This window comes from Natronobacillus azotifigens, from assembly GCF_026805325.1.
Classification (GTDB): domain Bacteria; phylum Bacillota; class Bacilli; order Bacillales; family Amphibacillaceae; genus Natronobacillus; species Natronobacillus azotifigens.
The window spans coordinates 21,201-41,908 of the sequence record NZ_JAPRAT010000025.1; the positions used below are offsets into that span (position 1 = coordinate 21,201).

Genomic DNA, 20,708 nt, shown 5'->3' on the forward strand with positions numbered 1-20,708 from the left:
AGGAAGAAACATGAAAAGAGAATTTGCGGTGATTGGTTTGGGACGCTTTGGAGGCAGTGTGTGTCGTGAATTAAGTGAAGAAGGAATGGAAGTCTTAGCAATTGATACACAAGAAAGTAAAGTGAATAAATTTCGTAATATTGCTTCCCATGCAGTAATTGCTGATGCGACGGATGAAAACGTATTAAAAGAATTGGGAATTCGTAATATAGATCATGTTATCGTAGCGATCGGTGAAAATATTCAAGCAAGTATTTTAACAACATTAATGCTCAAGGAACTTGGAATTAATAAAATCACAGTTAAGGCTCAAAATGATTATCATGAAAAAGTGCTAAACAAAATTGGAGCAGATCAGGTTATTCATCCTGAACGTGATATGGGGAAAAAAATTGCCCATAGTATCATTTCCAATAATATTTTAGATCACTTGGAATTATCTGATGATCACAGCATTGTGGAGATAAAGGCAAGTAGTAAGTTAATTGGGAAAACATTAGTTGAATTGGATATACGTGCAAATTATGGTTGTAACGTGGTCGCAATAAAACCAAAGCATTCTAAAGATATTAATGTTTCACCAATGGCTTCTGAAATGATACGTGAAGATGATGTTTTAATCTTAATTGGTGCAGATAAAGATATATCTCGTTTTGAACGTCAACTCATTATAGAAGATTAACCAATTTTTCTGGTATAAATTGTACGGAAGACAGAAAAAAATTACTGATTGAAGTTTACTTTTATAATGGTGCTCAATATTTGGTAACAAGTTTTGTGCTAGTGCAGAGAACTTGATAGGTGGTTTCTTGCTTTTCTAATTATAGAACAAAAAACACACAATCTCCCGGGATCTTCCGGTGTTTGTGTGTTTTTTTGAATTGATTAAACTTCCATGATAATTGGTAATACCATTGGACGTCGTTTTGTCTTTTCGAATAGGAAAGGTGCGATCGTGTCTGTTATTTCATTTTTGATTTCTGACCATTGAGTTGTTTTTCGCTCCATCACTTTATTTACGTGTGAAGCCACTAATTTTTGTGCTTCATTAATCAAGTCTTCAGATTCTCTCATGTAAACAAAACCTCTTGAAATGATATCAGGACCGGAAGCGATTTTGAATTCTTTCATATTAATGCTAACCACAACAATAACTAATCCTTCTTCTGAAAGAATGCGTCGATCACGTAGCACGATGTTTCCGATATCTCCAATACCACTACCATCAACATAAACTGATCCAGAAGGAATCTTCCCGGCTATAGAAGCATTGTCTTTTCCTAATGCTAATACATCACCATTATCCATCATGAAACAATTTTCAGCTTCAACATCACAAGCTTCTGCTAATTTCGTATGTTCTTTTAACATGCGATACTCTCCATGGATAGGCATGAAAAACTTAGGACGTAATAATCGCAACATTAATTTTTGTTCTTCTTGTCCACCATGACCAGATGTGTGTATATCATTTAGAGGGCCGTGGATTACATCTGCACCAGCACGGTATAGCATATTAATGATCCGACTAACACTGACAGTATTTCCAGGGATTGGTGAAGAAGAAAAAACTACAGTATCGCCTGGAATCGTTTGAATTTGTCGATGGGTACCATTTGCGATTCTTGATAGTGCTGCCATGGGTTCCCCTTGTGATCCGGTACAAAGAATAGTAACTTCATTTGCAGGTATTCGATTGATCTGCTGTGTGTCAATGAAAGTGTCATCGGGAGCTTTGATATACCCAAGCTCTTTACCAATTGCAATGGAAGCTTCCATACTACGACCAAATACCGCTACTTTACGGTTGTTTTTAACAGCTCCTTCAACCATTTGCTGAAGTCGATGGATATTGGATGCAAATGTTGCGAATATTAGTCTGCCATCAGCACGAGTAAATATGTCATTAATGCTTTCCCCGACAACACGCTCTGACATTGTAAATCCAGGTACTTCACTATTCGTACTATCTGACAATAAGCAAAGAACCCCTTCTTTACCTATTTCTGCCATCTTAGCTAAATTAGCCGGTTCCCCAACTGGCGTAAAATCAAATTTAAAATCACCTGTGTGAACAATACTACCAGGTGGTGTTTTCACTACAACTCCATAAGAGTCTGGTATGCTATGCGTTGTTCGAAAAAATGTAACGGATGTTTTTCGAAATTTGATAATATCGTCTTCTTGATACGTATGAAGCTTTGCGTTTCTTAGTAAACCATGTTCTTCTAATTTGTTTTTTATTAACCCAAGCGCGAGTTTACCAGCATATACAGGTATGTTAATTTCACGTAACAAATATGGAATTCCGCCAATGTGATCTTCGTGACCATGGGTGACGAATAAACCTTTAATTTTATCTTGATTCTGAACAAGATAGGTGTAGTCTGGGATTACGTAATCAATTCCCAGTAATTCATCTTCTGGAAATTTAATACCAGCATCAATTAAAATAATTTCATCTTGAAATTGTATGCCGTACGTATTTTTTCCAATTTCACCTAACCCACCAATTGCAAAAACTGCTGTTTGATCATTTTTTACAAATTTCATCGTTATACGTTCTCCACGGTGAAATCTTCAGCTTGTTTTTCATAGGCTAAATGATCACCCTCAATTGGTTGGATAAATTCAATGTTAATGTTACGATCTTTTAATGCTTGACGTACTTGGCGCTCGCTATCTGCTTGGTAATATAAACTGCGGGTGTTTTCTCTAACAGGTACTTCATCTGCTAGTTCTTGATATAATACTTTATATATCATTTCATCTCTCCTTTTTTTATCTTTATAACATAACAATAGATGATGATAAATTGGCAGTTGGGGTTTGCCACAAAAATCATTTTTTATGCGTTTGGAATACGTTCTTGACCTAATAATCTTTTCCATCTTTTTCTAAGCTTTTCTCTCAGCCGTCTTAACATGTAAACAGCTCCTTTCGAAAAAGCAAAAAGTGCAACCGATCCAACCCTCATATCCATAGTATAGTACGGATTAGCTAGTTTGGAAACAGAAACGTTTGAAATTCGATTGAAAAATTATATATTTGTGTAGTTCTTTCTATATTTTTCACTTGATTGCTTGTTCTTATACGAAAGAAAATAATTAAGCAAATCAAAAGAGGATTTCATATGGTCATATTAGCTCTCTACATCACACGGCTTAGCATTTTCGGGTGCTTCGAAAGGATTGATATCATTTATTCGATCGTAAAACATGACGCCATTTAAATGGTCAATTTCGTGTTGAAATACAATTGCTGCATATCCACGTAATCGCAATTTGATTGATTCACCATTTAAATTGATTGCTTTGACTGTAATACGCGCGTATCGAGGAACATAACCAGGAACTTCTCGATCAACGGATAGACAGCCTTCCCCAGTGCTTAAATAAGTCTGCTCAACAGAATGACTAATTATTTTGGGGTTAAAATATCCATCGCTATACTGTTTTCCTTCGTAATCTTCAAAATGTACAGCCATCATGCGTTTAGGAATACCGATTTGCGGAGCAGCTATACCAACTCCAGGGCGTAATTGGTATTTTTCGGCTACTTTTTCATCTTGACTATTTTTTAAAAATTGTAACATCTCCATTAATGTATTTCGATCCGTTTCATTAGCAGGAAGTTGCACCTCTTCTGCTGTTTTCGTTAAAACTGGATGACCTTCACGTACGATATCATTCATAGTAATCAAGGTATATTTCACTCCTTTGCTTGCAGATAACTGTAACATAGTGTAACATAAATTGCGATAAAATGGGATAATATTTAATCATTAACAGTTTTCGTGAGCTTAAAATGAAAAAAATGATTTGTTTTTCACTTTATACTATAAGTTCATTATTTGTTTGTGTTATACTATTTTTAATTGTTAAATAACTTCAAGAAGCTACATTAGATGGAATAGGAGGTAGAAAGTTGCGCGCGAAATTATTAGGAATCATAGCAACGGTAAGTATATTGTTGGTTGCTTGTGCAAATGAACCAACTACAGAAGAAGATATGTTTGAACATATGGAAGAATCGGTGCGTTTAGAGCAAGACTTTGTAGCTCAACAACAACCACTTACAGAGTTAGAGGCTGAAGAGCAAGCAATCTATGAAGAGATTAGTGAGCTTGGAATGGATGAATATGAAACGATTAATGAATTGGCAGATCAAGCAATTGCTTCTATCGAAGAAAGACAATCATTAACGGAAATAGAAAGAACAAGCATAGAGGCTGCAAAAGAAGAATTTGATAGAATAGAGCCTTTAATTGCAGAATTAGAGGATGAAACTTTACAAGCTCAAGCAAGAGAAATGTTTGATGCTATGGAAGAACGGTATCAAGCATTCTTGTCTTTAAACGATGCCTACCGTACTTCATTAGATTATGATCAAGAATTATATCAATTGTTAAAGCAAGAAGATTTAGATGAAGAGCAATTCACAGAACAAATTGACATTGTTAACAGTCAATATCAAGAAGTTATTGAAGCTAATCAATTGTTTAATGAAAAAACAGATGAGTTTAATAGCTTAAAGAGAGCTTTTTATGATGCATCTGACTTAAATGTTACATATGAATAAATAAGTAAACTGTTCAAATAAGAGGGCAATCCTTTCTTGTTTGAGCAGTTTTTTTGTTGATGTACTAAGGATTTAGATCCATTTAGACTAACAATATCAAGAAAGAGACTATCTTTTAGGAAACATAAGGAAAGGCGTGAATACTCCTTAGAGAGCATAGATTAAAGTTCTTTTCTTTTTTTAATTCTTTTTTTGGCATAAAAGAAAGGGGCAACGGAAGTTAAAGACGGCGTCCGTGGAAAGCGACCGTCTTTAACTGGAGTGTCCGCGCAGGTACTGTGTAGAATCTTTTGAAGATCTGGTGAACTTTCCCGTTTTTTCTTAAGTAAGAATAGATAAGAGACCACTTTCTGCCAAGAGTTAGAATTATTGTGCGTTTATATTTCGTTTACGTCTAACTGAACTTATGTGCTTACATCTGAAAAATATTATCCTGATTATATCTAGATGGATAAAGAGGTTAGAGGGGGGACAAAATCACAATTTTATTTTGCCGATATGTAAAGCAAGTTCTTGGATGAAGTGGGAATAATATAATATAATTATGTTTAACTTATATAAATAAAGACCATTGGGAGGTTGTTTATTGAATTAGTACAGATGATTGAAAATTAGGTAACAGAATGTTTTTTCGACATTTTAAATTATTTTGTTTAAAAAATAAGAAAGTTATTGTTGCAAAGTAATTGACGGGTTCGGAACAATAAGCTAAACTAAGAATTGAACCAACATTGTACTAATGAACATACAGATCTTCTGTGTAACAGTTTTACATAGAATAAAAAAAAGATTAAAAAAAGTTGTGAAGGGGTATTGTATGGGTAGGTACAATTCTGTTCGATTTCTCGATTTATGATGAGCAACAGCAGATAAAAATTATAATTGGAGTAGAAAGGAAGAGGTGAGTGTTTTGAAGCGTACAATAGACAAAGTTGAAAATCAATTTGAAACGTTTCAAATTCTGAATGAAGAAGGGAAAATTGTTAATGAAGATGCAATGCCTAAACTTTCAGATGATGAATTAAAAGAATTAATGACAAGAATGGTTTATACAAGAATTTTAGATCAGCGTTCGATTGCATTGAATCGTCAAGGTCGATTAGGTTTTTATGCACCGACAGCTGGGCAAGAGGCTTCACAATTAGGGACGCAATTTGCGTTAGAACAAGAAGATTTTATTTTACCTGGATATCGAGATGTTCCTCAATTAATTTGGCACGGTTTACCTTTATATCAAGCGTTTTTATTCTCAAGAGGACATTTTCATGGGAACCAAATGCCTGAAGGAGTAAATGCGTTAAGCCCACAAATTATTATTGGTGCACAGTATGTTCAAGCTGCGGGGGTAGCTTTAGGTTTGCAAAAACGCGGTAAAAAAGCAGTTGCTATCACATATACAGGAGACGGTGGAACTTCACAAGGTGATTTCTATGAAGGGATGAACTTTGCTGGTGCGTTTAACTCTCCAGCGATTTTCGTTGTTCAAAATAACCGTTTTGCAATTTCTACTCCAGTTGAAAAACAAACATCAGCAGAAACACTTGCTCAAAAGGCGGTTGCTGCTGGTATTGAAGGTATTCAAGTGGATGGTATGGACGTACTTGCTGTTTATGTAGCAACGAAAGAAGCGAGAGAACGCGCGGTAAATGGTGAAGGTCCAACGTTAATTGAAGCATTAACTTATCGTTATGGCCCGCACACAATGGCTGGTGACGATCCTACTAGATACCGTACGGAAGATATGGATAATGAATGGGAAAAGAAAGACCCACTTGTTCGATTCCGAAAATTCTTAGAAGAAAAAGGTCTATGGTCTGAAGACGAAGAAAACAAAGTGATTGAAAAAGCAAAAGAAGAAATAAAAGCAGCTGTGAAAAAGGCTGATGAACAACCAAAACAAAAAGTAACCGATTTAATTGCTAATATGTACGAAGAACTTCCTGCACACTTACAAGAACAAATGGAAGAATATAAAGCAAAGGAGTCGAAGTAGATCATGGCTCAAATGACAATGATTCAAGCAATCACAGATGGGTTGCGAACTGAACTTAAAAATGATGAAAATGTATTAGTTTTTGGAGAAGATGTTGGTCAAAATGGTGGTGTTTTCCGTGCTACAGAAGGTTTGCAAAGTGAATTTGGAGAAGACCGTGTTTTTGACACTCCTTTAGCAGAATCCGGAATCGGTGGATTAGCAATTGGTTTAGCAACACAAGGGTTCCGTCCAGTACCAGAAATCCAGTTTTTTGGGTTCGTATATGAAGTTATGGATTCAATCAGTGGTCAAATGGCTCGTTTGCGTTATCGTTCAGGTAATACAGTGAATATGCCAATTACAATTCGTTCACCTTTTGGTGGAGGTGTACATACACCTGAAATGCATGCGGATTCGTTAGAAGGTTTAATGGCACAACAACCTGGATTAAAAGTTGTTATTCCATCAAATCCATACGATGCAAAAGGTTTAATTATTTCCTCTATTCGTGATAATGATCCGGTAATATTTTTAGAGCACATGAAATTATACCGTTCATTCCGCGATGAAGTACCAGAAGAAGCATATACGGTTGAGCTAGGTAAAGCTAATGTTACTCGTGATGGTAAAGACGTAACATTAATTGCCTATGGTGCAATGGTTCAGGCTTCAATGAAAGCAGCAGAAGAACTTGAAAAAGACGGTATTGATGCAGAAGTAATTGATTTACGTACAATTGCTCCACTTGATGTGGAAACAATTGTTGAATCAGTGAAGAAAACTGGTCGTGCGGTAGTTATTCAAGAGGCACAACGTCAAGCAGGGATCGCTTCGCAAATCGTGGCGGAGATTCAAGAACGAGCTATTTTGTATTTGGAAGCACCAGTTTTACGTGTAGCTGCTCCAGATACCGTTTATGCCTTTACGCAGGCTGAAGAAATTTGGTTACCAAATCACAAAGATATTGTTGAAAAAGTAAACGCAGTAATTAACTATTAATCGGAAATTGAATAGGAGGTAAGCTCAAATGGCGTTTGAATTTAAATTGCCTGACATAGGTGAAGGTATTCACGAAGGTGAAATCGTCAAATGGTTTGTCAAAGCTGGTGATGAACTGAAAGAGGATGACGTACTTTGTGAAGTTCAAAATGATAAAGCAGTAGTTGAGATTCCGTCCCCTGTAGAAGGTACGGTCAAAGAGATACATTTCGAAGAAGGTTCTGTAGCAACTGTAGGTGAAACGATCGTTACTATAGAAGCAGAAGGTTACGAAGATAATGAATCAGAAACAACTGACTCTGGTGATAACAAGGAAGAATCCACCGAGGAAACATCTTCTGATGCTAGTAAAGGAGTTTTTGAATTTAAACTACCTGATATTGGTGAAGGAATTCACGAAGGTGAAATCGTCAAATGGTTTGTCAAAGCTGGTGATGAACTGAAAGAGGATGACGTGCTTTGTGAAGTTCAGAATGATAAAGCCGTGGTAGAGATTCCATCTCCTGTAGAAGGTACAGTGAAAGAAGTACATTTTGAAGAGGGATCAGTAGCAACTGTAGGTCAAACGATTGTTTCTATCTATGCAGAAGGTTATGCATCCGAAGAAAAAACAGATTCTACATCAGACAAAGAAGCTACAGAAGCAAAGACATCGAAATCAGAAGAAAAAGAAGAGCAATCTAGTTCAAGTCAGCGCGTCATTGCCATGCCGTCTGTACGAAAATATGCACGTGATAATAATGTTAAAATCGGTAATGTAAAAGGTTCTGGAAAAAGTGGTCGTGTGTTAAAAGAAGATATTGATGCTTATTTAAATGGTGATCAAGAATCATCAACAGCAACAGAATCCTCTGCATCTAGTGAGGCGAAAACAATCATTAGTGAAACAAAACAAGAATCAAAATCAGCTGCGAAACAAACAAGTTCGCCAACTGGTGATTTACCAGAAACACGTGAAAAAATGTCTGGTATCCGTAAATCTATTGCAAATGCAATGGTGAATTCTAAACATAAAGCTCCGCATGTTACGTTACATGATGAGATCGATGTTACAGAACTTGTAGCTCATCGTAAGAAATTCAAACCAGTTGCTGCCGAAAAAGATATTAAATTAACATACTTGCCATATGTTGTTAAAGCACTTGTTTCAGCACTGAAAGAATTCCCAATTATCAATGCATCTATTGATGATGAAACGGATGAAATTGTATATAAACATTATTACAATGTAGGTATCGCTGCTGACACAGACAAAGGTTTATTAGTACCTGTTGTAAAAGATGCCGATAAGAAGTCTATATTTGCTATTTCTAAAGAAATTAATCAATTAGCGAAAAAGGCTCAGGAAGGTAAATTATCTCCAGATGAAATGAAAGGTGCTTCTTGTACCATTACTAATATTGGATCAGCAGGCGGACAATGGTTTACACCTGTTATTAATTATCCGGAAGCAGCAATACTTGGAATCGGACGTATTGCTGAAAAACCAGTGGTTAAAGATGGAGAGATTGTTGTAGCTCCAGTGTTAGCATTATCATTAAGCTTTGATCACCGCATTGTTGATGGTGCAACAGCACAGTATGCATTAAATCAAATAAAACGTTTATTAAACGATCCACAATTAATTATGATGGAGGCGTAGTTCTATGGTAGTTGGAGATTTCGCAATTGAGATAGATACATTAGTAGTTGGAGCGGGACCGGGTGGCTATGTTGCTGCTATCCGGGCCGCTCAAACTGGTCAAAAAGTTACAATCGTTGATAAGGGTGCACTTGGAGGAGTTTGTTTGAACGTTGGTTGTATTCCTTCAAAAGCACTAATTCAAGCAGGTCACCGTTTTGAAGAAGCGCATGGTGCTGATGAAATGGGTATTAAATCTGACAATGTAACGGTCGATTTTTCTAAAGTGCAAAAGTGGAAAGATAAAGTAGTGAATAAATTAACGAGTGGTGTTGAATCGTTATTAAAGGGAAATAAAATTGACATCGTTAGTGGAGAAGTGTATTTTGTGGATAAAAATACGGTTCGCATCATGGACGAAAAAAATTCTCAAACATACACATTCAACAATTGTATTATTGCAACTGGCTCGACGCCAATTGAAATTCCAACCTTTAAATATTCAGATCGCATTATAGATTCTACTGGTGCATTGAATTTAAAAGAAATTCCTAAAAAGCTGATTGTTATTGGCGGTGGCTACGTAGGTACAGAACTTGGTACATCTTATGCCAACTTTGGTACAGAAGTAACAATCCTTGAAGGTGCTGATGAGATTTTAGGTGGCTTTGAATCGGATATGTCCTCGATTGTTAAACGTCATTTAAAGAAGAAAAACGTTAAGATTGTTACAAATGCGATGGCGAAAAAATCAGAAGTGACGGATGACTCTGTAAAAGTTACCTATGAAGTGAAAGGTAAAGAAGAAACGATTGAAGCTGATTATGTACTGGTAACCGTTGGACGCTACCCAAATACAGCAGATATTGGTTTAGAACAAGTAGGAATTGATATGGATGATCGTGGTTTAGTTAAAATCGATAAACAATGCCGTACCAATATTGACAATATTTATGCCATTGGTGACATTGTAGCTGGACCGCCACTTGCGCATAAAGCTTCTTATGAAGGGAAAATAGCAGCAGAAGCTATCGCAGGTGATAAATCAGAGATTGATTATAATGGTATTCCAGCTGTTGTATTCTCTGAACCTGAACTTGCTACAGTTGGGTATACTCAAGCAGATGCAGAAAAAGCCGGCTTTGAGGTTATTACATCGAAATTCCCGTTTGCAGCAAATGGCCGTGCATTATCACTTGGAAGTGGTGATGGGTTTGTAAAACTAGTTACAAGAAAAGAAGATGGTTTAGTATTAGGAGCACAAATTGCTGGTACCAATGCTAGTGATATGATTTCAGAGCTAGGATTAGCTATTGAAGCAGGTATGTCCGCGGAAGACTTAGCGATGACGATTCATGCTCACCCAACTCTTGGTGAAATTACGATGGAGGCAGCCGAGGTTGCTATGGGTACTCCTATTCATATCGTCAAATAACGTTTTCGTTACAATAGAACATTCACGATTTAGTTTTTCTAATCGTGGATGTTTTATTTTTATTTTTCAATTATAATGGAAATATCATTTCAAAAACATCACGGAGGTCATACGATGAAAAAAACGATTCAATATATAATACTAGCTGCCCTGGTTACTATACTGTTCGCTTGTCAAAATAATGAACAAGATATACCTGAGACAGAAACTGAAGAACAAGAAGATATCAATAATGACGATAACCATAACCAAAGCGAGGAGGATATCGATCAAGAAGTGTCTGTGGGGGACGAAGAAGATGAGTCCGAAGAGGAAGTGGATGAGCCTAGTCAAACAGTAGATGTAGAATACGAAATTAACCCTGTGTCTTGGAGTGTTGATCCTTTAACAGAAGAGGTCAATGAAGAAGTGGTTTTGTTAACCATTGATGATGCTCCAGACGGAAATGCTTTAAAAATGGCAGAAGATTTGGCAGAATTAGATGCCAAAGCAATTTTCTTTGTTAATGGTCACTTTCTTCAAACAGAGGAAGAACAGGAAATATTACGGCAAATTCATGAGTTAGGTTTTGCTATAGGTAACCACACATACACACATCCCAATCTAAATGATTTGTCCGAGGAGGAGCAACGGGATGAAATTGTTGGGCTGAATGATTTGGTTGAAGAGATTATCGATGAGCGGCCAGTATTTTTTCGAGCACCATTTGGAGCGAATACCGATATGTCTCATCAGTTAGCTGAAGAAGAGGGTATGGTTGTGATGAACTGGACATATGGCTATGACTGGGAAGCTGAATATCGTGATAAGGAAGCATTAGCAGATATTATGGTAAACAGCCCTTATTTGCGCAATGGTGCGAATCTGTTAATGCATGATCGTGATTGGACAGCTGAAGCACTACCCGATATTGTAATTGGGTTACGTGAAAAAGGTTATGAAATTATCGACCCTCTTGCTATAAAAATACCAAACCAGAGCTAATAGCTCTGGTTTTTGTTTGGTATCGTTAAAAGATAGCTTTCATTTCTTTAATAACATGAATTTTTTGTAAATTTTGATCTTCTAGTCCTTGAACGGGAAGCCCAGCTTCTAAATTTTGCTCAATATAATTAATATTCTCTTTCGTAATGATTTCTCCTGGAATAAAAATAGGAATTCCGGGTGGGTAAACCATGATGGATTCAGCACTTATTCTACCAATAGCATGTTTCAACGGTATTATTTCTGTTTCTGCATAAAAAGCATCTCGTGGAGATAAACTCAAAACAGGAATAGGAGGAACGGTAACATGGACCGTTCGATCTGTCGCGGCAGGCTTATAAGACTTAGCCAATGCTTGTAAAGCACTTAAGAGTATGTCTGTTTGTTCTGTAGTATCTCCAGGTGTAATAATACACAGAATATTATACATATCTGACAGTTCCACTTCAATTTGATAATTCTTTCGTAGCCATAGTTCAACATCGTAACCAGTAATACCTAATTCTTTCACCGAAACAATTAATTTACTTGGGTCATAATCATAGGTAGCTTCCGTTCCTAATATTTCAGCTCCAGGACAATATAGGTAAGGAATTTGGTTTATAGCAGCTCGGACCTTTTGAGCGAGATGAATCGTTTGTGTAAGTAACTGTTGCCCTTGGATCGCTAATTGTTTTCTCGCCACATCAAGTGATGCTAATAATAAATAGGATGTTGATGTCGTAGTTAACATTGATAACACGGTTTGCACTCGCTGTTTGGAAACAAGGCCTTCTTTACCATTTAACACCGAGCTTTGGGTGAGAGACCCTCCTAATTTGTGCACGCTCGTTGCTGCAAGATCTGCACCTGCCTCCATTGCAGACAATGGTAGATCTTGATGAAAATGAATGTGAACCCCATGTGCTTCATCTACTAGTACAGGAACCCTGTGTTGGTGAGCTATCGTTACAATGTTTTTTAAGTCGGCTGCGATACCGAAATAGGTTGGATTAATTACAAATACTGCTTTTGCATCGGGATGTGTAAGTAGGGCTTTTTCAACTGCATTTGGTGTAATACCATGGGCGATCCCTAATAATGGATCTAACTCTGGATGAATAAAAATTGGTATCGCACCGGAAAAGATAATGGCGGACGTTACTGATTTATGAATGTTTCTAGGTACAATGATTTTATCTCCTGGTTGACAAACAGAAAGAATCATCGCCATAATCGGACTGCTTGTCCCTTGTACGGAAAAGAAAGTATAATCTGCTCCAAAAGCACTTGCAGCCAGTTCCTCTGCTTCTTTAATCATCCCGTGTGGATGATGTAAGTCATCTAATGGAGCGATATTGATTAAATCTATGGACAGGGCATTGTCACCGATAAACTGACGAAAAGTTGGATCCATGCCATTTCCTTTTTTATGACCAGGTATATGAAAAGGGATCGGATTCTTTTTTACGTGCTCTACAAGCCCGGTGAATAAAGGTGTATTAGTTTGTGCTTGCATCATGGTTGCTCCTTTGTATAAAATATAGTTGCTTGAAAGCAAAAGAATTATAGCAAATTTTTGTCTGAATTGCTATTCTTTTTTATCGTTTTAGTATAGGGAAGGAAGGTATGATCTATGCAGTATAGCTATCCAATCGACGAGACTTGGTCAACCCAAGAAACAATAAAAGTAGTTGAATTTTTAGCTCTAGTTGAAAAGGTGTATCAAGTGAGTGTGCCAGCTCAACAAATTTTAAGTAGTTATCAGCAGTTTAAACAAGTTGTTCCGAGTATGAGTGAAGAAAAAACCATCGGAAGAGATTTTGAAGCTTCAACTGGCTTTTCTATTTATCGTACGGTAAAGTTGGCTAAAGAAAATAAGGATAAAAAAATTAAACTGTAAGCCATGATAAAAAGCTGCCCATTTGTGCAGCTTTTTTAGATTATTTTTACGATTATTTTAACACAAATGGCTGTATGAAAGACAGCGGTATGCATCTTAAATCGTTGTCTGATACAATAAACAAAAGACATAAAGTGGAGGATGAATAGATGAAAAATTTTGATCGATACACAGTATTTGAACAGGCAAAACAGTGGGTATATGAGGCAGGTGAAATTATTCGAGCTTCCATCGATAAAAAATTGACTGTGGATACCAAGTCAAATCCAAATGATCTTGTTACAGAAATGGATAAAAAGATTGAAAAATATTTTGCTGACGAAATTAGGAGTACATATCCTACACATCGAATTTTAGCTGAAGAAGGTTACGGAGATGAATTAAAAGGACTAGAAGGCATTGTCTGGATTATTGATCCAATTGATGGGACAATGAATTTTGTTCATCAGAAACGAAATTTTGCCATATCTGTGGCTATCTATCAAGAAGGGATAGGAGAAATTGGTTTGATTTATGATGTAATGGCCAATGTTCTTTATCATGCTATTCGAGGAGAAGGAGCGTTTAAAGACGCAGTTCGTTTACAACCACTAACACAGGACCTTAAACTATCAGAGTCCATTTTACTAATAAATAGTATATGGTGTGCGGAGAATAGTAAAGTTAATGAAAAGAAAATCCAAGAATTGACAAGTTTAGTGCGAGGGACTCGTGCATATGGCTCTGCTGCTTTGGAGTTTGCTAGTGTAGCAGAAGGGATCATCGACGGTTACCTATCTATGCAACTACAGCCATGGGACTTTGCGGCTGGAGTGATTTTAGTTAATGAGGTTGGCGGAGTGACTCTCCATGCAAGTGGTAGACCACTAAATTTATTAGGGAGTAATCCGATATTTACAGGCAACCAACAGATAAAAGATGAGATTATTGAGAAATATATAGAGTTGAAATAAGAAGAAGATGAAGATCCTATTATCGGATAAAAGGATCTTCATCTTTATTTTCTTTGAATAATTGAAATTTACCCGTTGCATGGCGTTGGTTTGTTTTTTTACCAATTCGGTCCGTACAGGTTGGGCATAAATATAAATGTTTACGACGATTACGTAACCGCTTAGCTAATGGTGAATCCGTATCAATCGTATCAATACTATCGCATATTGGGCATTTTACGTCCATTATTATGTAGTCACCTCTAAAAGTATTGGAAATTGAAATTGATGTTACACCTATTTTATCATAGCTTGAGCGAATTTGGTAACTCTTTAGCGAAAGCTGTTTGATTTTTAACTATTTAGGGAATATTTATGTATATTAAGCAAAGAAAGGTTTGATAAAATTGAGGAAAAATATATTCTTTGTATTCGTTGCAATATGTGCATCTATTGTTACTTATTTGATGATGGATCAAGAGAAGCGCAAACGATTCTTATCTCGATTTCATGATTTTATGGTAGGTATAAAACTGAAAAAAAATGAAGGCTTTCCAATTGATGCAGCAGGCGATCCGGCATTAGACAATTTAGATAATGCGGATATGGTAAGTGAAGGTTCTCAATTTGGCGTTCAATATTATAACAAAGTAAAGAAATAGGTTATGAAATTATCTGAGCAGATTCGTAATTCTTCAACAATAGTTTTCTTTTATTATTGAAAGAACTAGCTAAATTTTTTCGTTGTTTGGTTCATATTGACAGTAGGACATGATGTTAGACAAGCGCTTGCTTTTCAATCATCATGTCCATGTATCTCGTGATTTAAAGAAAAAAAAGGAAGATCCAAACTCCATTGATTTTTATCGCTTCATTTTCATTGAAACTAATGAATCCTTTTCTACCCCAAACATATTCTTGTATTTGTTCATTCCAAACTATTTAATTACCTGTTACGAAAGAAAACTACTGATGAATTTTTTAAGAATAAACAGGTAGTTTTGACGATTCAACTTGCAATTTTAGCATGTAGAAGCTAATATGAATAGAAGGAGTATCTTATTTTGAGGGGGATTGGATATGCAAGAAGCAGCGGTAAGTCATGCGAAAGAAGCTTATGCCCTTCTGAAGGCTGATGCGGATAAAATCTTGAAGCTCATTCAAGTTCAAATGGATAATTTAATGATGCCACAATGTCCTCTTTACGAGGAAGTTTTGGATACCCAAATGTTTGGTTTGTCTAGAGAGATCGATTTTGCAGTTCGGCTTAAATTAATTGAACAAGCTGATGGTAAGGCACTTTTGGACAACTTAGAGAAACAATTAAATCTTTTACACGAGAAAGCCAAGCAATCATAAATTGTTTATTTCACAGAAACTTTGCTAAAGAGCAAGGTTTTTTTATTGTCTAGCTTTTTTGCGAATTGACTTCTTCTTAATCCTTGTTTACCATTAAGTAGTCTCATTGACTATGACCTCCTTTGGTTGGGTGATTGAGTAAACTTGGTTAAGTACATTAATCGTAGCATAGTCATGGGACTTTTCTATGTACAAAATGATTTTCATACACCAGGAAATTATAAAGTTCGCTAGCTATGGATAACTTTTCGGAACAGATATAGCCACGTCCAGCTCCGAGCGCCAAAAACTAGGAAGCTTCACGAAGCAATCTACGATAAGTCATCATCCGTTCGCAAGCTTACCATTATTCCTTTATATTTGACTCCTTTCCACTTAATTGAAGCGCAATTTCTACTACTGTATGGACAGTGATTGAAATTGGGTATTCAATACTATCTTCAATACTATTTTCACCTATATTAATCTTCGGAATTTTTGGCCTCTTAAATTACAAAAACACTGGTAATACATTGATAAAATAGTATAATAAGTAATACAGGGATGGAATTTTATGTTACTAATCGATAAATAGGTTGCTAGTCTAGGCACGTAAAAAATCCTCTCCGCTAATTAGCATAGTAGTTGAAAAGGTTTTACGGAGTAAAGGCTTTGATACTAACGCCTTGACTGACAGACCATGCCATTACAATCTATGTGTCAAACGGACTTCGTTTCTGTGTCTTGTATATCTTCCTAACCAAATAATAATTTTAAGGAAGGGTATGTCATAATGGTTTTATCATTATTTTTTTTCACTGTGGAGATTTGCGCCATTTTTTTCGGGCTATTTTATACATTAAAAACCTATCCGCTTGTTCGAAGGTTAGTTAGCGGTGTTTGTCTTGTTCTGCTGCCAACAGTTCTTCTTTATTTACATACAGCTCCTTGGCTCTGGCTCATTTATTTTTTTATCTCCGTTATCAGTCTTTTTTATTTTTACACCAAGCAATTACGTATACTGTTAGACGTAGTTATTCTTGCTATCGGTACTAGGTTTGGGGAAAATATTTCACAAATTATTCGATTTACCTATTTAGAGGAAAACGATACAATTCTCATAAAATCTGCACTGATCATTATTATCTTTTTTGTATTGTTTACGTATCTGTATCGGTTGTTTATTGATAAAACATGGGATTCGAATACGATTCCTATTGTTAGCCAGTTGGTTTTCATTATCGTTGCTTGGATAACTGTGACCATTTTTTATATCAACTTGTTTATCTCATTACGTGACAATCTATATTACCCAGCGATGTTTAATATAATGATTGAATCAATTTACTTCGTGTTAATGTTTATTCTATCTGTAATACTGCTGCGGAATGTCAAAAAAGAAAATAGCATTAAGCAAAAAGAGATGGAGCGTGAGCAACTATTTCAATATATGCAGTCACTTGAACATGTCAACAGAGATATGCAAAATTTTCGTCATGATTATAAAAATATTCTGCTTACGATGCAAGGATATATGAACGAGAATGATATGGAAGGGCTAAAGCATTACTTTGATGAATGCATTATGAAAGTAGAAGAAAATAGCTTGCACCACACTTACATCTATAACCAATTGGATCATATTAAGTTAGTGGAACTAAAAGGGATTTTATCATCAAAAATCTTATATGCAGAAGAGTTGGGTGTTCAAGTTAACATAGAAATTCCCAATCTGATTGATCAAGTTGACATGAATATAATCGATTTAACGAGATTAGTTGGTATACTGATGGATAATGCACTGGAATCATCTAGTGATATGGAAGATGCGCAAGTAAATCTAGCACTTCTGAAAAAAAATGATTCCTTCTTACTCATACTTGAGAATCGTGTTGATGTTGAATTTATGAATATTGAAAAGCTTTTTCAAGCGGGCTACTCGACAAAGGGGAAAAATCGTGGCAGAGGGTTATCAAATGTACGATCAATCGTTCACCGATATCCTAATATTATGATGAATACTAGAGTTGAAAACTCTTATTTTATTCATGAGATAGAAATAATTAAGATAGATTCTATGAAAAAACGTGACATTATTCAATAAAGATATAGCGAAAGCGCAACTTATAAAGGGGTTGGTTAGGTGAAGGTAGTTATTTGTGAAAATGAGGAAAAACACAGCGAATTTGTGCAAGCGGTTGTACATAGTGTCAGCTTCCATGAACCAAGCATAGAACTCGTTTTAATTGCATCAAAACCTGAAGAAGTCTTAGCTTATATCCGTAACGAACGCGCAGATTGCTATTTGTTAGATATTGAACTTGGCTCATCGATCAATGGGCTAGACCTTGCCAGTATGATCCGACAACAAGATCCAGTCGCTACCATCATTTTCATTTCCATGCATGCAGATAAACTCAAACTGACATTCAAATATAAAATAGCTGCATTGGATTTTATTGTAAAAGAAAAGAGGGATGCTTCCTTATCTGAACATTTGAAAGAAGCATTGCAAGCATCTTTTATAAAATATCAACAATTGAGTACAACAGATGGAACTGAGTTTGTTCAAATAAAAATTGGTGAGCGCATAAAAAATATAAGTTATCATGATATTTATTTTTTTGAAACTTCTGCCTACGAGCATAAAGTCACCCTTCAGGAAAAAAACGGATATTATGAATTTTATGGAAAACTAAAAGAGTTTGAACATATTGATGCACGGTTTTTTCGATGTCATAAAAGCTACATTATCAATTTGCATCATGTAAAGGAATTTGATAAAGAAAAACGTCAAATTAAAATGAAAAATGATCTTGTATGCTATGTGTCTTTTCGAAAAATTACAGAATTGCAGTCCAAACTGATTAGTTGTAAGCAAAATGAAACGTTCACGACAAAATAGTAAACGGTTACGAAAAAAATGCCAAAAAAATGGAGGGATGTATTACTATATGAACAGGTTAACCGAAACGAAAGCTCATGAGCAATTCACATGAAAAAGGAGTGTTTGTAATGAGAAAAAAAACAGGAATCATTCTACTAGCTGCTATCATGATCTTAACATTAGTTCCATCCACAACATTTGCTTCAAATCATGAAGATACAGAGTTTAGTTTTTATTTAACTAATTCAACAAGCCAAGTGAACACGCAAGGGAGAGCAAAGCAAAACAGTACTTCAACGTACGTAAATCTATCAGCTGTACCTACTGGCTTTATCAACCTAGATGTGCAAGGCTTTCGACCAATTTCAAGTACGGGGACAAATCAGTGGAGAAATGAAACGATTGGTGGTACCGTAACTGTTTCTACTGGTCAATGGCTTGTTCGACAACTTGTCTTTGAACACGGTGGCCGAAGTGCTAGGTTAAGATTTAGTAGATATGGTGGAAATGGTGCGATAGCAGGCGAATGGAGCCCAGATAGTGTTGGTAGTTACCGGTACGCAAACTAAACCTCTTTTATGACGGATAAGAAAGAAAGAAGAAGCGAAGGTAGTTATACTTTGCTTCTTCCTTTTAAAAATCTCTACAAGGAGCTGAAAACATGAGAAAAACAAGAAGCATCTCAGGATTTTGTATCATTGTTTTCTTTCTATCGGCTTGTTCATACAAAGACTTCGAAGACTCGCTGAGAAACAAGCTAGACAATGATGAAGAGGTGGAATATACCAATCCCACAAGCATACCCGAAAACTACTCGGAAAATGAAGAGGAAGGTCTGTTTACGATAGGAGACACTGCCACTACATATAGGAACTTAGAGCAATATACCCTACACAAAGTGCAGGTGTTAACTAACATTAATGAAGCTGATTTAGAATTAACAGACTTTAAGGATATATCGTTAATAAAGGACAACGGAGACATTGATCAAGATTATCAGCTAGTATTGATAGATCTGACGGTGAAAAATCTCGCCTCCCGCTTATTCATGGATGATTCAGATGTTCCCATTCTGTATATTGAAAATGGTGCTGGGTTTAAATCAGAAATCGAAGACCCTAATGGTCCTTTTCACACTGAAATTTCCTACTTTAGTGGTCAGCAAAAAGTTGATGATGATCCCAAAGGCTATTATAGGTTTTTATTAGAAATCGGTGAAGAAGTAGATGTAACGATCGGGTGGTTTTTACCTGTTGAGCAGTTGGACGAAGAACTCTTATATTACATGATCTCTACCAAAAGTGAAATAGAACATTTCCAGTATTTTGAACTCCCGCTCGATTAGAAAAGGAACACTCTGTACAAGGAGCTGAAAACATGAGAAAAACGAGAAGCATCTTAGGATTGTGCATCATCGTTCTCCTTCTGTCTGCTTGTTCATACAAAGAATTCGAAGACTCGCTGAGAAACAAGCTAGACAATGATGAAGAGGTGGAATATACCAATCCCACAAGCATACCCGAAAATTACTCGGAAAATGAAGAGGAAGGTCTGTTTACGATAGGAGACACCGTCACTACACATAATAACGCAGAGCAATATACCTTACACAAAGTGCAGGCGTTAACTAACATTAATGAAGCTGATTTAGAATTAACAGACTTTTTTAAGAATGTATCGTTAATCAAAGACAATGGAGATATTGATCAAGATTATCAGCTAGTGTTGATAGATCTGACAGTGAAAAATCTCGCCTCTCGCTTATTCAAGGATGAATCAGATGTACCCATTCTGTATATTGGATATAGTGCTGGGTTTAAATCAGAAATTGAAGACCCAAACGGTCCTTTCTTTACTGAAATTTCCTATTTTAGTGGTCAGCAAAAAGTTGATGATGATCCCAAAGGCTATTATAAGTTTTTATTAGAAATCGGTGAAGAAGTAGATGTGACGATCGGATGGTTTTTACCTGTGGAGCAGCTGAGAGAAGAACCATTATATTACATGATCTCTATCCAAAGTGGTGTAGAATATGCCAAATATTTTGAACTACCGCTTGATTAGGAGGAATTTT

General features: G+C 36.1%; 21 protein-coding genes. 16 read left to right on the forward strand and 5 right to left on the reverse strand.

Features of this window, described 5'->3' with window-relative positions; genetic code table 11:
- The first annotated feature begins 10 nt into the window (after positions 1–10).
- Complete coding sequence (locus OWO01_RS12135; protein ID WP_268780726.1) at positions 11–682, forward strand: potassium channel family protein; 672 nt, start codon at positions 11–13, stop codon at positions 680–682.
- A 203-nt stretch (positions 683–885) separates the two neighbouring features.
- Here OWO01_RS12135 and rnjA read toward each other — a convergent pair whose 3' ends face one another.
- The 3 genes from rnjA to def form a co-directional block, all read right to left on the reverse strand.
- A complete protein-coding gene (gene rnjA, locus OWO01_RS12140; RefSeq protein ID WP_268780727.1) occupies positions 886–2,553 on the reverse strand; it encodes a ribonuclease J1 in 1,668 nt (555 codons plus the stop codon).
- Positions 2,554–2,555: 2 nt separating this feature from the next.
- Positions 2,556–2,765, reverse strand: coding sequence for a DNA-dependent RNA polymerase subunit epsilon (locus tag OWO01_RS12145; RefSeq protein WP_268780728.1), 210 nt, complete (start codon positions 2,763–2,765; stop codon positions 2,556–2,558).
- Positions 2,766–3,142: 377 nt separating this feature from the next.
- Entirely contained in the window at positions 3,143–3,703 is a 561-nt protein-coding gene (gene def / locus OWO01_RS12150) for a peptide deformylase (protein WP_268780729.1), read from the reverse strand.
- A gap of 224 nt (positions 3,704–3,927) precedes the next feature.
- Here def and OWO01_RS12155 point away from each other — a divergent pair, with 224 nt between their 5' ends.
- The 6 genes from OWO01_RS12155 (at position 3,928) to OWO01_RS12180 (ending at position 11,595) form a co-directional block, all read left to right on the forward strand.
- The gene (locus OWO01_RS12155; RefSeq protein WP_268780730.1) at positions 3,928–4,581 is read left to right on the forward strand and encodes a YkyA family protein; all 654 of its coding nucleotides are present in this window, start codon (positions 3,928–3,930) and stop codon (positions 4,579–4,581) included.
- Between the two features lie 910 nt (positions 4,582–5,491).
- The gene (gene pdhA, locus OWO01_RS12160) at positions 5,492–6,574 is read left to right on the forward strand and encodes a pyruvate dehydrogenase (acetyl-transferring) E1 component subunit alpha (protein WP_268780731.1); all 1,083 of its coding nucleotides are present in this window, start codon (positions 5,492–5,494) and stop codon (positions 6,572–6,574) included.
- Positions 6,575–6,577: 3 nt separating this feature from the next.
- A complete protein-coding gene (locus OWO01_RS12165) occupies positions 6,578–7,555 on the forward strand; it encodes an alpha-ketoacid dehydrogenase subunit beta (protein ID WP_268780732.1) in 978 nt (325 codons plus the stop codon).
- A gap of 28 nt (positions 7,556–7,583) precedes the next feature.
- A complete protein-coding gene (locus OWO01_RS12170) occupies positions 7,584–9,197 on the forward strand; it encodes a dihydrolipoyllysine-residue acetyltransferase (protein WP_268780733.1) in 1,614 nt (537 codons plus the stop codon).
- A gap of 4 nt (positions 9,198–9,201) precedes the next feature.
- Positions 9,202–10,611, forward strand: coding sequence for a dihydrolipoyl dehydrogenase (gene lpdA, locus OWO01_RS12175; protein ID WP_268780734.1), 1,410 nt, complete (start codon positions 9,202–9,204; stop codon positions 10,609–10,611).
- Between the two features lie 114 nt (positions 10,612–10,725).
- Positions 10,726–11,595, forward strand: coding sequence for a polysaccharide deacetylase family protein (locus OWO01_RS12180; protein WP_268780735.1), 870 nt, complete (start codon positions 10,726–10,728; stop codon positions 11,593–11,595).
- Between the two features lie 25 nt (positions 11,596–11,620).
- Here the strand turns inward: OWO01_RS12180 and OWO01_RS12185 are convergent, their stop codons facing one another.
- The gene (locus tag OWO01_RS12185) at positions 11,621–13,093 is read right to left on the reverse strand and encodes an aminotransferase class I/II-fold pyridoxal phosphate-dependent enzyme (RefSeq protein WP_268780736.1); all 1,473 of its coding nucleotides are present in this window, start codon (positions 13,091–13,093) and stop codon (positions 11,621–11,623) included.
- Positions 13,094–13,210: 117 nt separating this feature from the next.
- Here OWO01_RS12185 and OWO01_RS12190 point away from each other — a divergent pair, with 117 nt between their 5' ends.
- Together OWO01_RS12190 and OWO01_RS12195 are read left to right on the forward strand one after the other, a co-directional pair.
- The gene (locus tag OWO01_RS12190) at positions 13,211–13,477 is read left to right on the forward strand and encodes a UPF0223 family protein (protein WP_268780737.1); all 267 of its coding nucleotides are present in this window, start codon (positions 13,211–13,213) and stop codon (positions 13,475–13,477) included.
- Positions 13,478–13,626: 149 nt separating this feature from the next.
- Positions 13,627–14,430: an inositol monophosphatase family protein gene (locus tag OWO01_RS12195; protein ID WP_268780738.1), complete on the forward strand. Its 804-nt coding sequence runs from the start codon at positions 13,627–13,629 to the stop codon at positions 14,428–14,430.
- Positions 14,431–14,449: 19 nt separating this feature from the next.
- Here the strand turns inward: OWO01_RS12195 and OWO01_RS12200 are convergent, their stop codons facing one another.
- On the reverse strand, positions 14,450–14,656 hold the full coding sequence (locus OWO01_RS12200; RefSeq protein WP_268780739.1) for a YlaI family protein: 207 nt from the start codon (positions 14,654–14,656) through the stop codon (positions 14,450–14,452).
- Positions 14,657–14,816: 160 nt separating this feature from the next.
- On the opposite strand from OWO01_RS12200, the gene OWO01_RS12205 reads away from it, so the two are divergent.
- From OWO01_RS12205 to OWO01_RS12235, 7 genes are all read left to right on the forward strand, one after another.
- A complete protein-coding gene (locus OWO01_RS12205) occupies positions 14,817–15,071 on the forward strand; it encodes a hypothetical protein (RefSeq protein ID WP_268780740.1) in 255 nt (84 codons plus the stop codon).
- 418 nt (positions 15,072–15,489) lie between these two features.
- Complete coding sequence (locus OWO01_RS12210) at positions 15,490–15,768, forward strand: Fpa/YlaN family protein (protein ID WP_268780741.1); 279 nt, start codon at positions 15,490–15,492, stop codon at positions 15,766–15,768.
- 772 nt (positions 15,769–16,540) lie between these two features.
- Positions 16,541–17,851 carry a sensor histidine kinase gene (locus OWO01_RS12215; protein WP_268780742.1) on the forward strand — a complete coding sequence of 437 codons (1,311 nt, stop codon included), beginning with the start codon at positions 16,541–16,543 and terminating at the stop codon, positions 17,849–17,851.
- Between the two features lie 39 nt (positions 17,852–17,890).
- Positions 17,891–18,652: a LytR/AlgR family response regulator transcription factor gene (locus OWO01_RS12220; protein WP_268780743.1), complete on the forward strand. Its 762-nt coding sequence runs from the start codon at positions 17,891–17,893 to the stop codon at positions 18,650–18,652.
- A 110-nt stretch (positions 18,653–18,762) separates the two neighbouring features.
- Positions 18,763–19,203, forward strand: coding sequence for a hypothetical protein (locus tag OWO01_RS12225; RefSeq protein ID WP_268780744.1), 441 nt, complete (start codon positions 18,763–18,765; stop codon positions 19,201–19,203).
- Between the two features lie 92 nt (positions 19,204–19,295).
- Positions 19,296–19,979 (forward strand): DUF5027 family lipoprotein, encoded by a 684-nt coding sequence (locus OWO01_RS12230; protein ID WP_268780745.1) that lies wholly within the window; start codon positions 19,296–19,298, stop codon positions 19,977–19,979.
- 32 nt (positions 19,980–20,011) lie between these two features.
- Complete coding sequence (locus tag OWO01_RS12235) at positions 20,012–20,698, forward strand: DUF5027 family lipoprotein (RefSeq protein ID WP_268780746.1); 687 nt, start codon at positions 20,012–20,014, stop codon at positions 20,696–20,698.
- Positions 20,699–20,708 lie beyond the last annotated feature (10 nt).

What these genes read in the sequence shown, in the direction of transcription:
- OWO01_RS12135 (WP_268780726.1), top strand. Translation starts at nt 11, where the DNA reads ATGAAAAGAGAATTTGCGGTGATTGGTTTGGGACGCTTTGGAGGCAGT.
- rnjA (WP_268780727.1), bottom strand. Translation starts at nt 2,553, where the DNA reads ATGAAATTTGTAAAAAATGATCAAACAGCAGTTTTTGCAATTGGTGGG.
- OWO01_RS12145 (WP_268780728.1), bottom strand. Translation starts at nt 2,765, where the DNA reads ATGATATATAAAGTATTATATCAAGAACTAGCAGATGAAGTACCTGTT.
- OWO01_RS12165 (WP_268780732.1), top strand. Translation starts at nt 6,578, where the DNA reads ATGGCTCAAATGACAATGATTCAAGCAATCACAGATGGGTTGCGAACT.
- OWO01_RS12170 (WP_268780733.1), top strand. Translation starts at nt 7,584, where the DNA reads ATGGCGTTTGAATTTAAATTGCCTGACATAGGTGAAGGTATTCACGAA.
- lpdA (WP_268780734.1), top strand. Translation starts at nt 9,202, where the DNA reads ATGGTAGTTGGAGATTTCGCAATTGAGATAGATACATTAGTAGTTGGA.
- OWO01_RS12180 (WP_268780735.1), top strand. Translation starts at nt 10,726, where the DNA reads ATGAAAAAAACGATTCAATATATAATACTAGCTGCCCTGGTTACTATA.
- OWO01_RS12185 (WP_268780736.1), bottom strand. Translation starts at nt 13,093, where the DNA reads ATGCAAGCACAAACTAATACACCTTTATTCACCGGGCTTGTAGAGCAC.
- OWO01_RS12190 (WP_268780737.1), top strand. Translation starts at nt 13,211, where the DNA reads ATGCAGTATAGCTATCCAATCGACGAGACTTGGTCAACCCAAGAAACA.
- OWO01_RS12195 (WP_268780738.1), top strand. Translation starts at nt 13,627, where the DNA reads ATGAAAAATTTTGATCGATACACAGTATTTGAACAGGCAAAACAGTGG.
- OWO01_RS12200 (WP_268780739.1), bottom strand. Translation starts at nt 14,656, where the DNA reads ATGGACGTAAAATGCCCAATATGCGATAGTATTGATACGATTGATACG.
- OWO01_RS12210 (WP_268780741.1), top strand. Translation starts at nt 15,490, where the DNA reads ATGCAAGAAGCAGCGGTAAGTCATGCGAAAGAAGCTTATGCCCTTCTG.
- OWO01_RS12215 (WP_268780742.1), top strand. Translation starts at nt 16,541, where the DNA reads ATGGTTTTATCATTATTTTTTTTCACTGTGGAGATTTGCGCCATTTTT.
- OWO01_RS12225 (WP_268780744.1), top strand. Translation starts at nt 18,763, where the DNA reads ATGAGAAAAAAAACAGGAATCATTCTACTAGCTGCTATCATGATCTTA.
- OWO01_RS12230 (WP_268780745.1), top strand. Translation starts at nt 19,296, where the DNA reads ATGAGAAAAACAAGAAGCATCTCAGGATTTTGTATCATTGTTTTCTTT.
- OWO01_RS12235 (WP_268780746.1), top strand. Translation starts at nt 20,012, where the DNA reads ATGAGAAAAACGAGAAGCATCTTAGGATTGTGCATCATCGTTCTCCTT.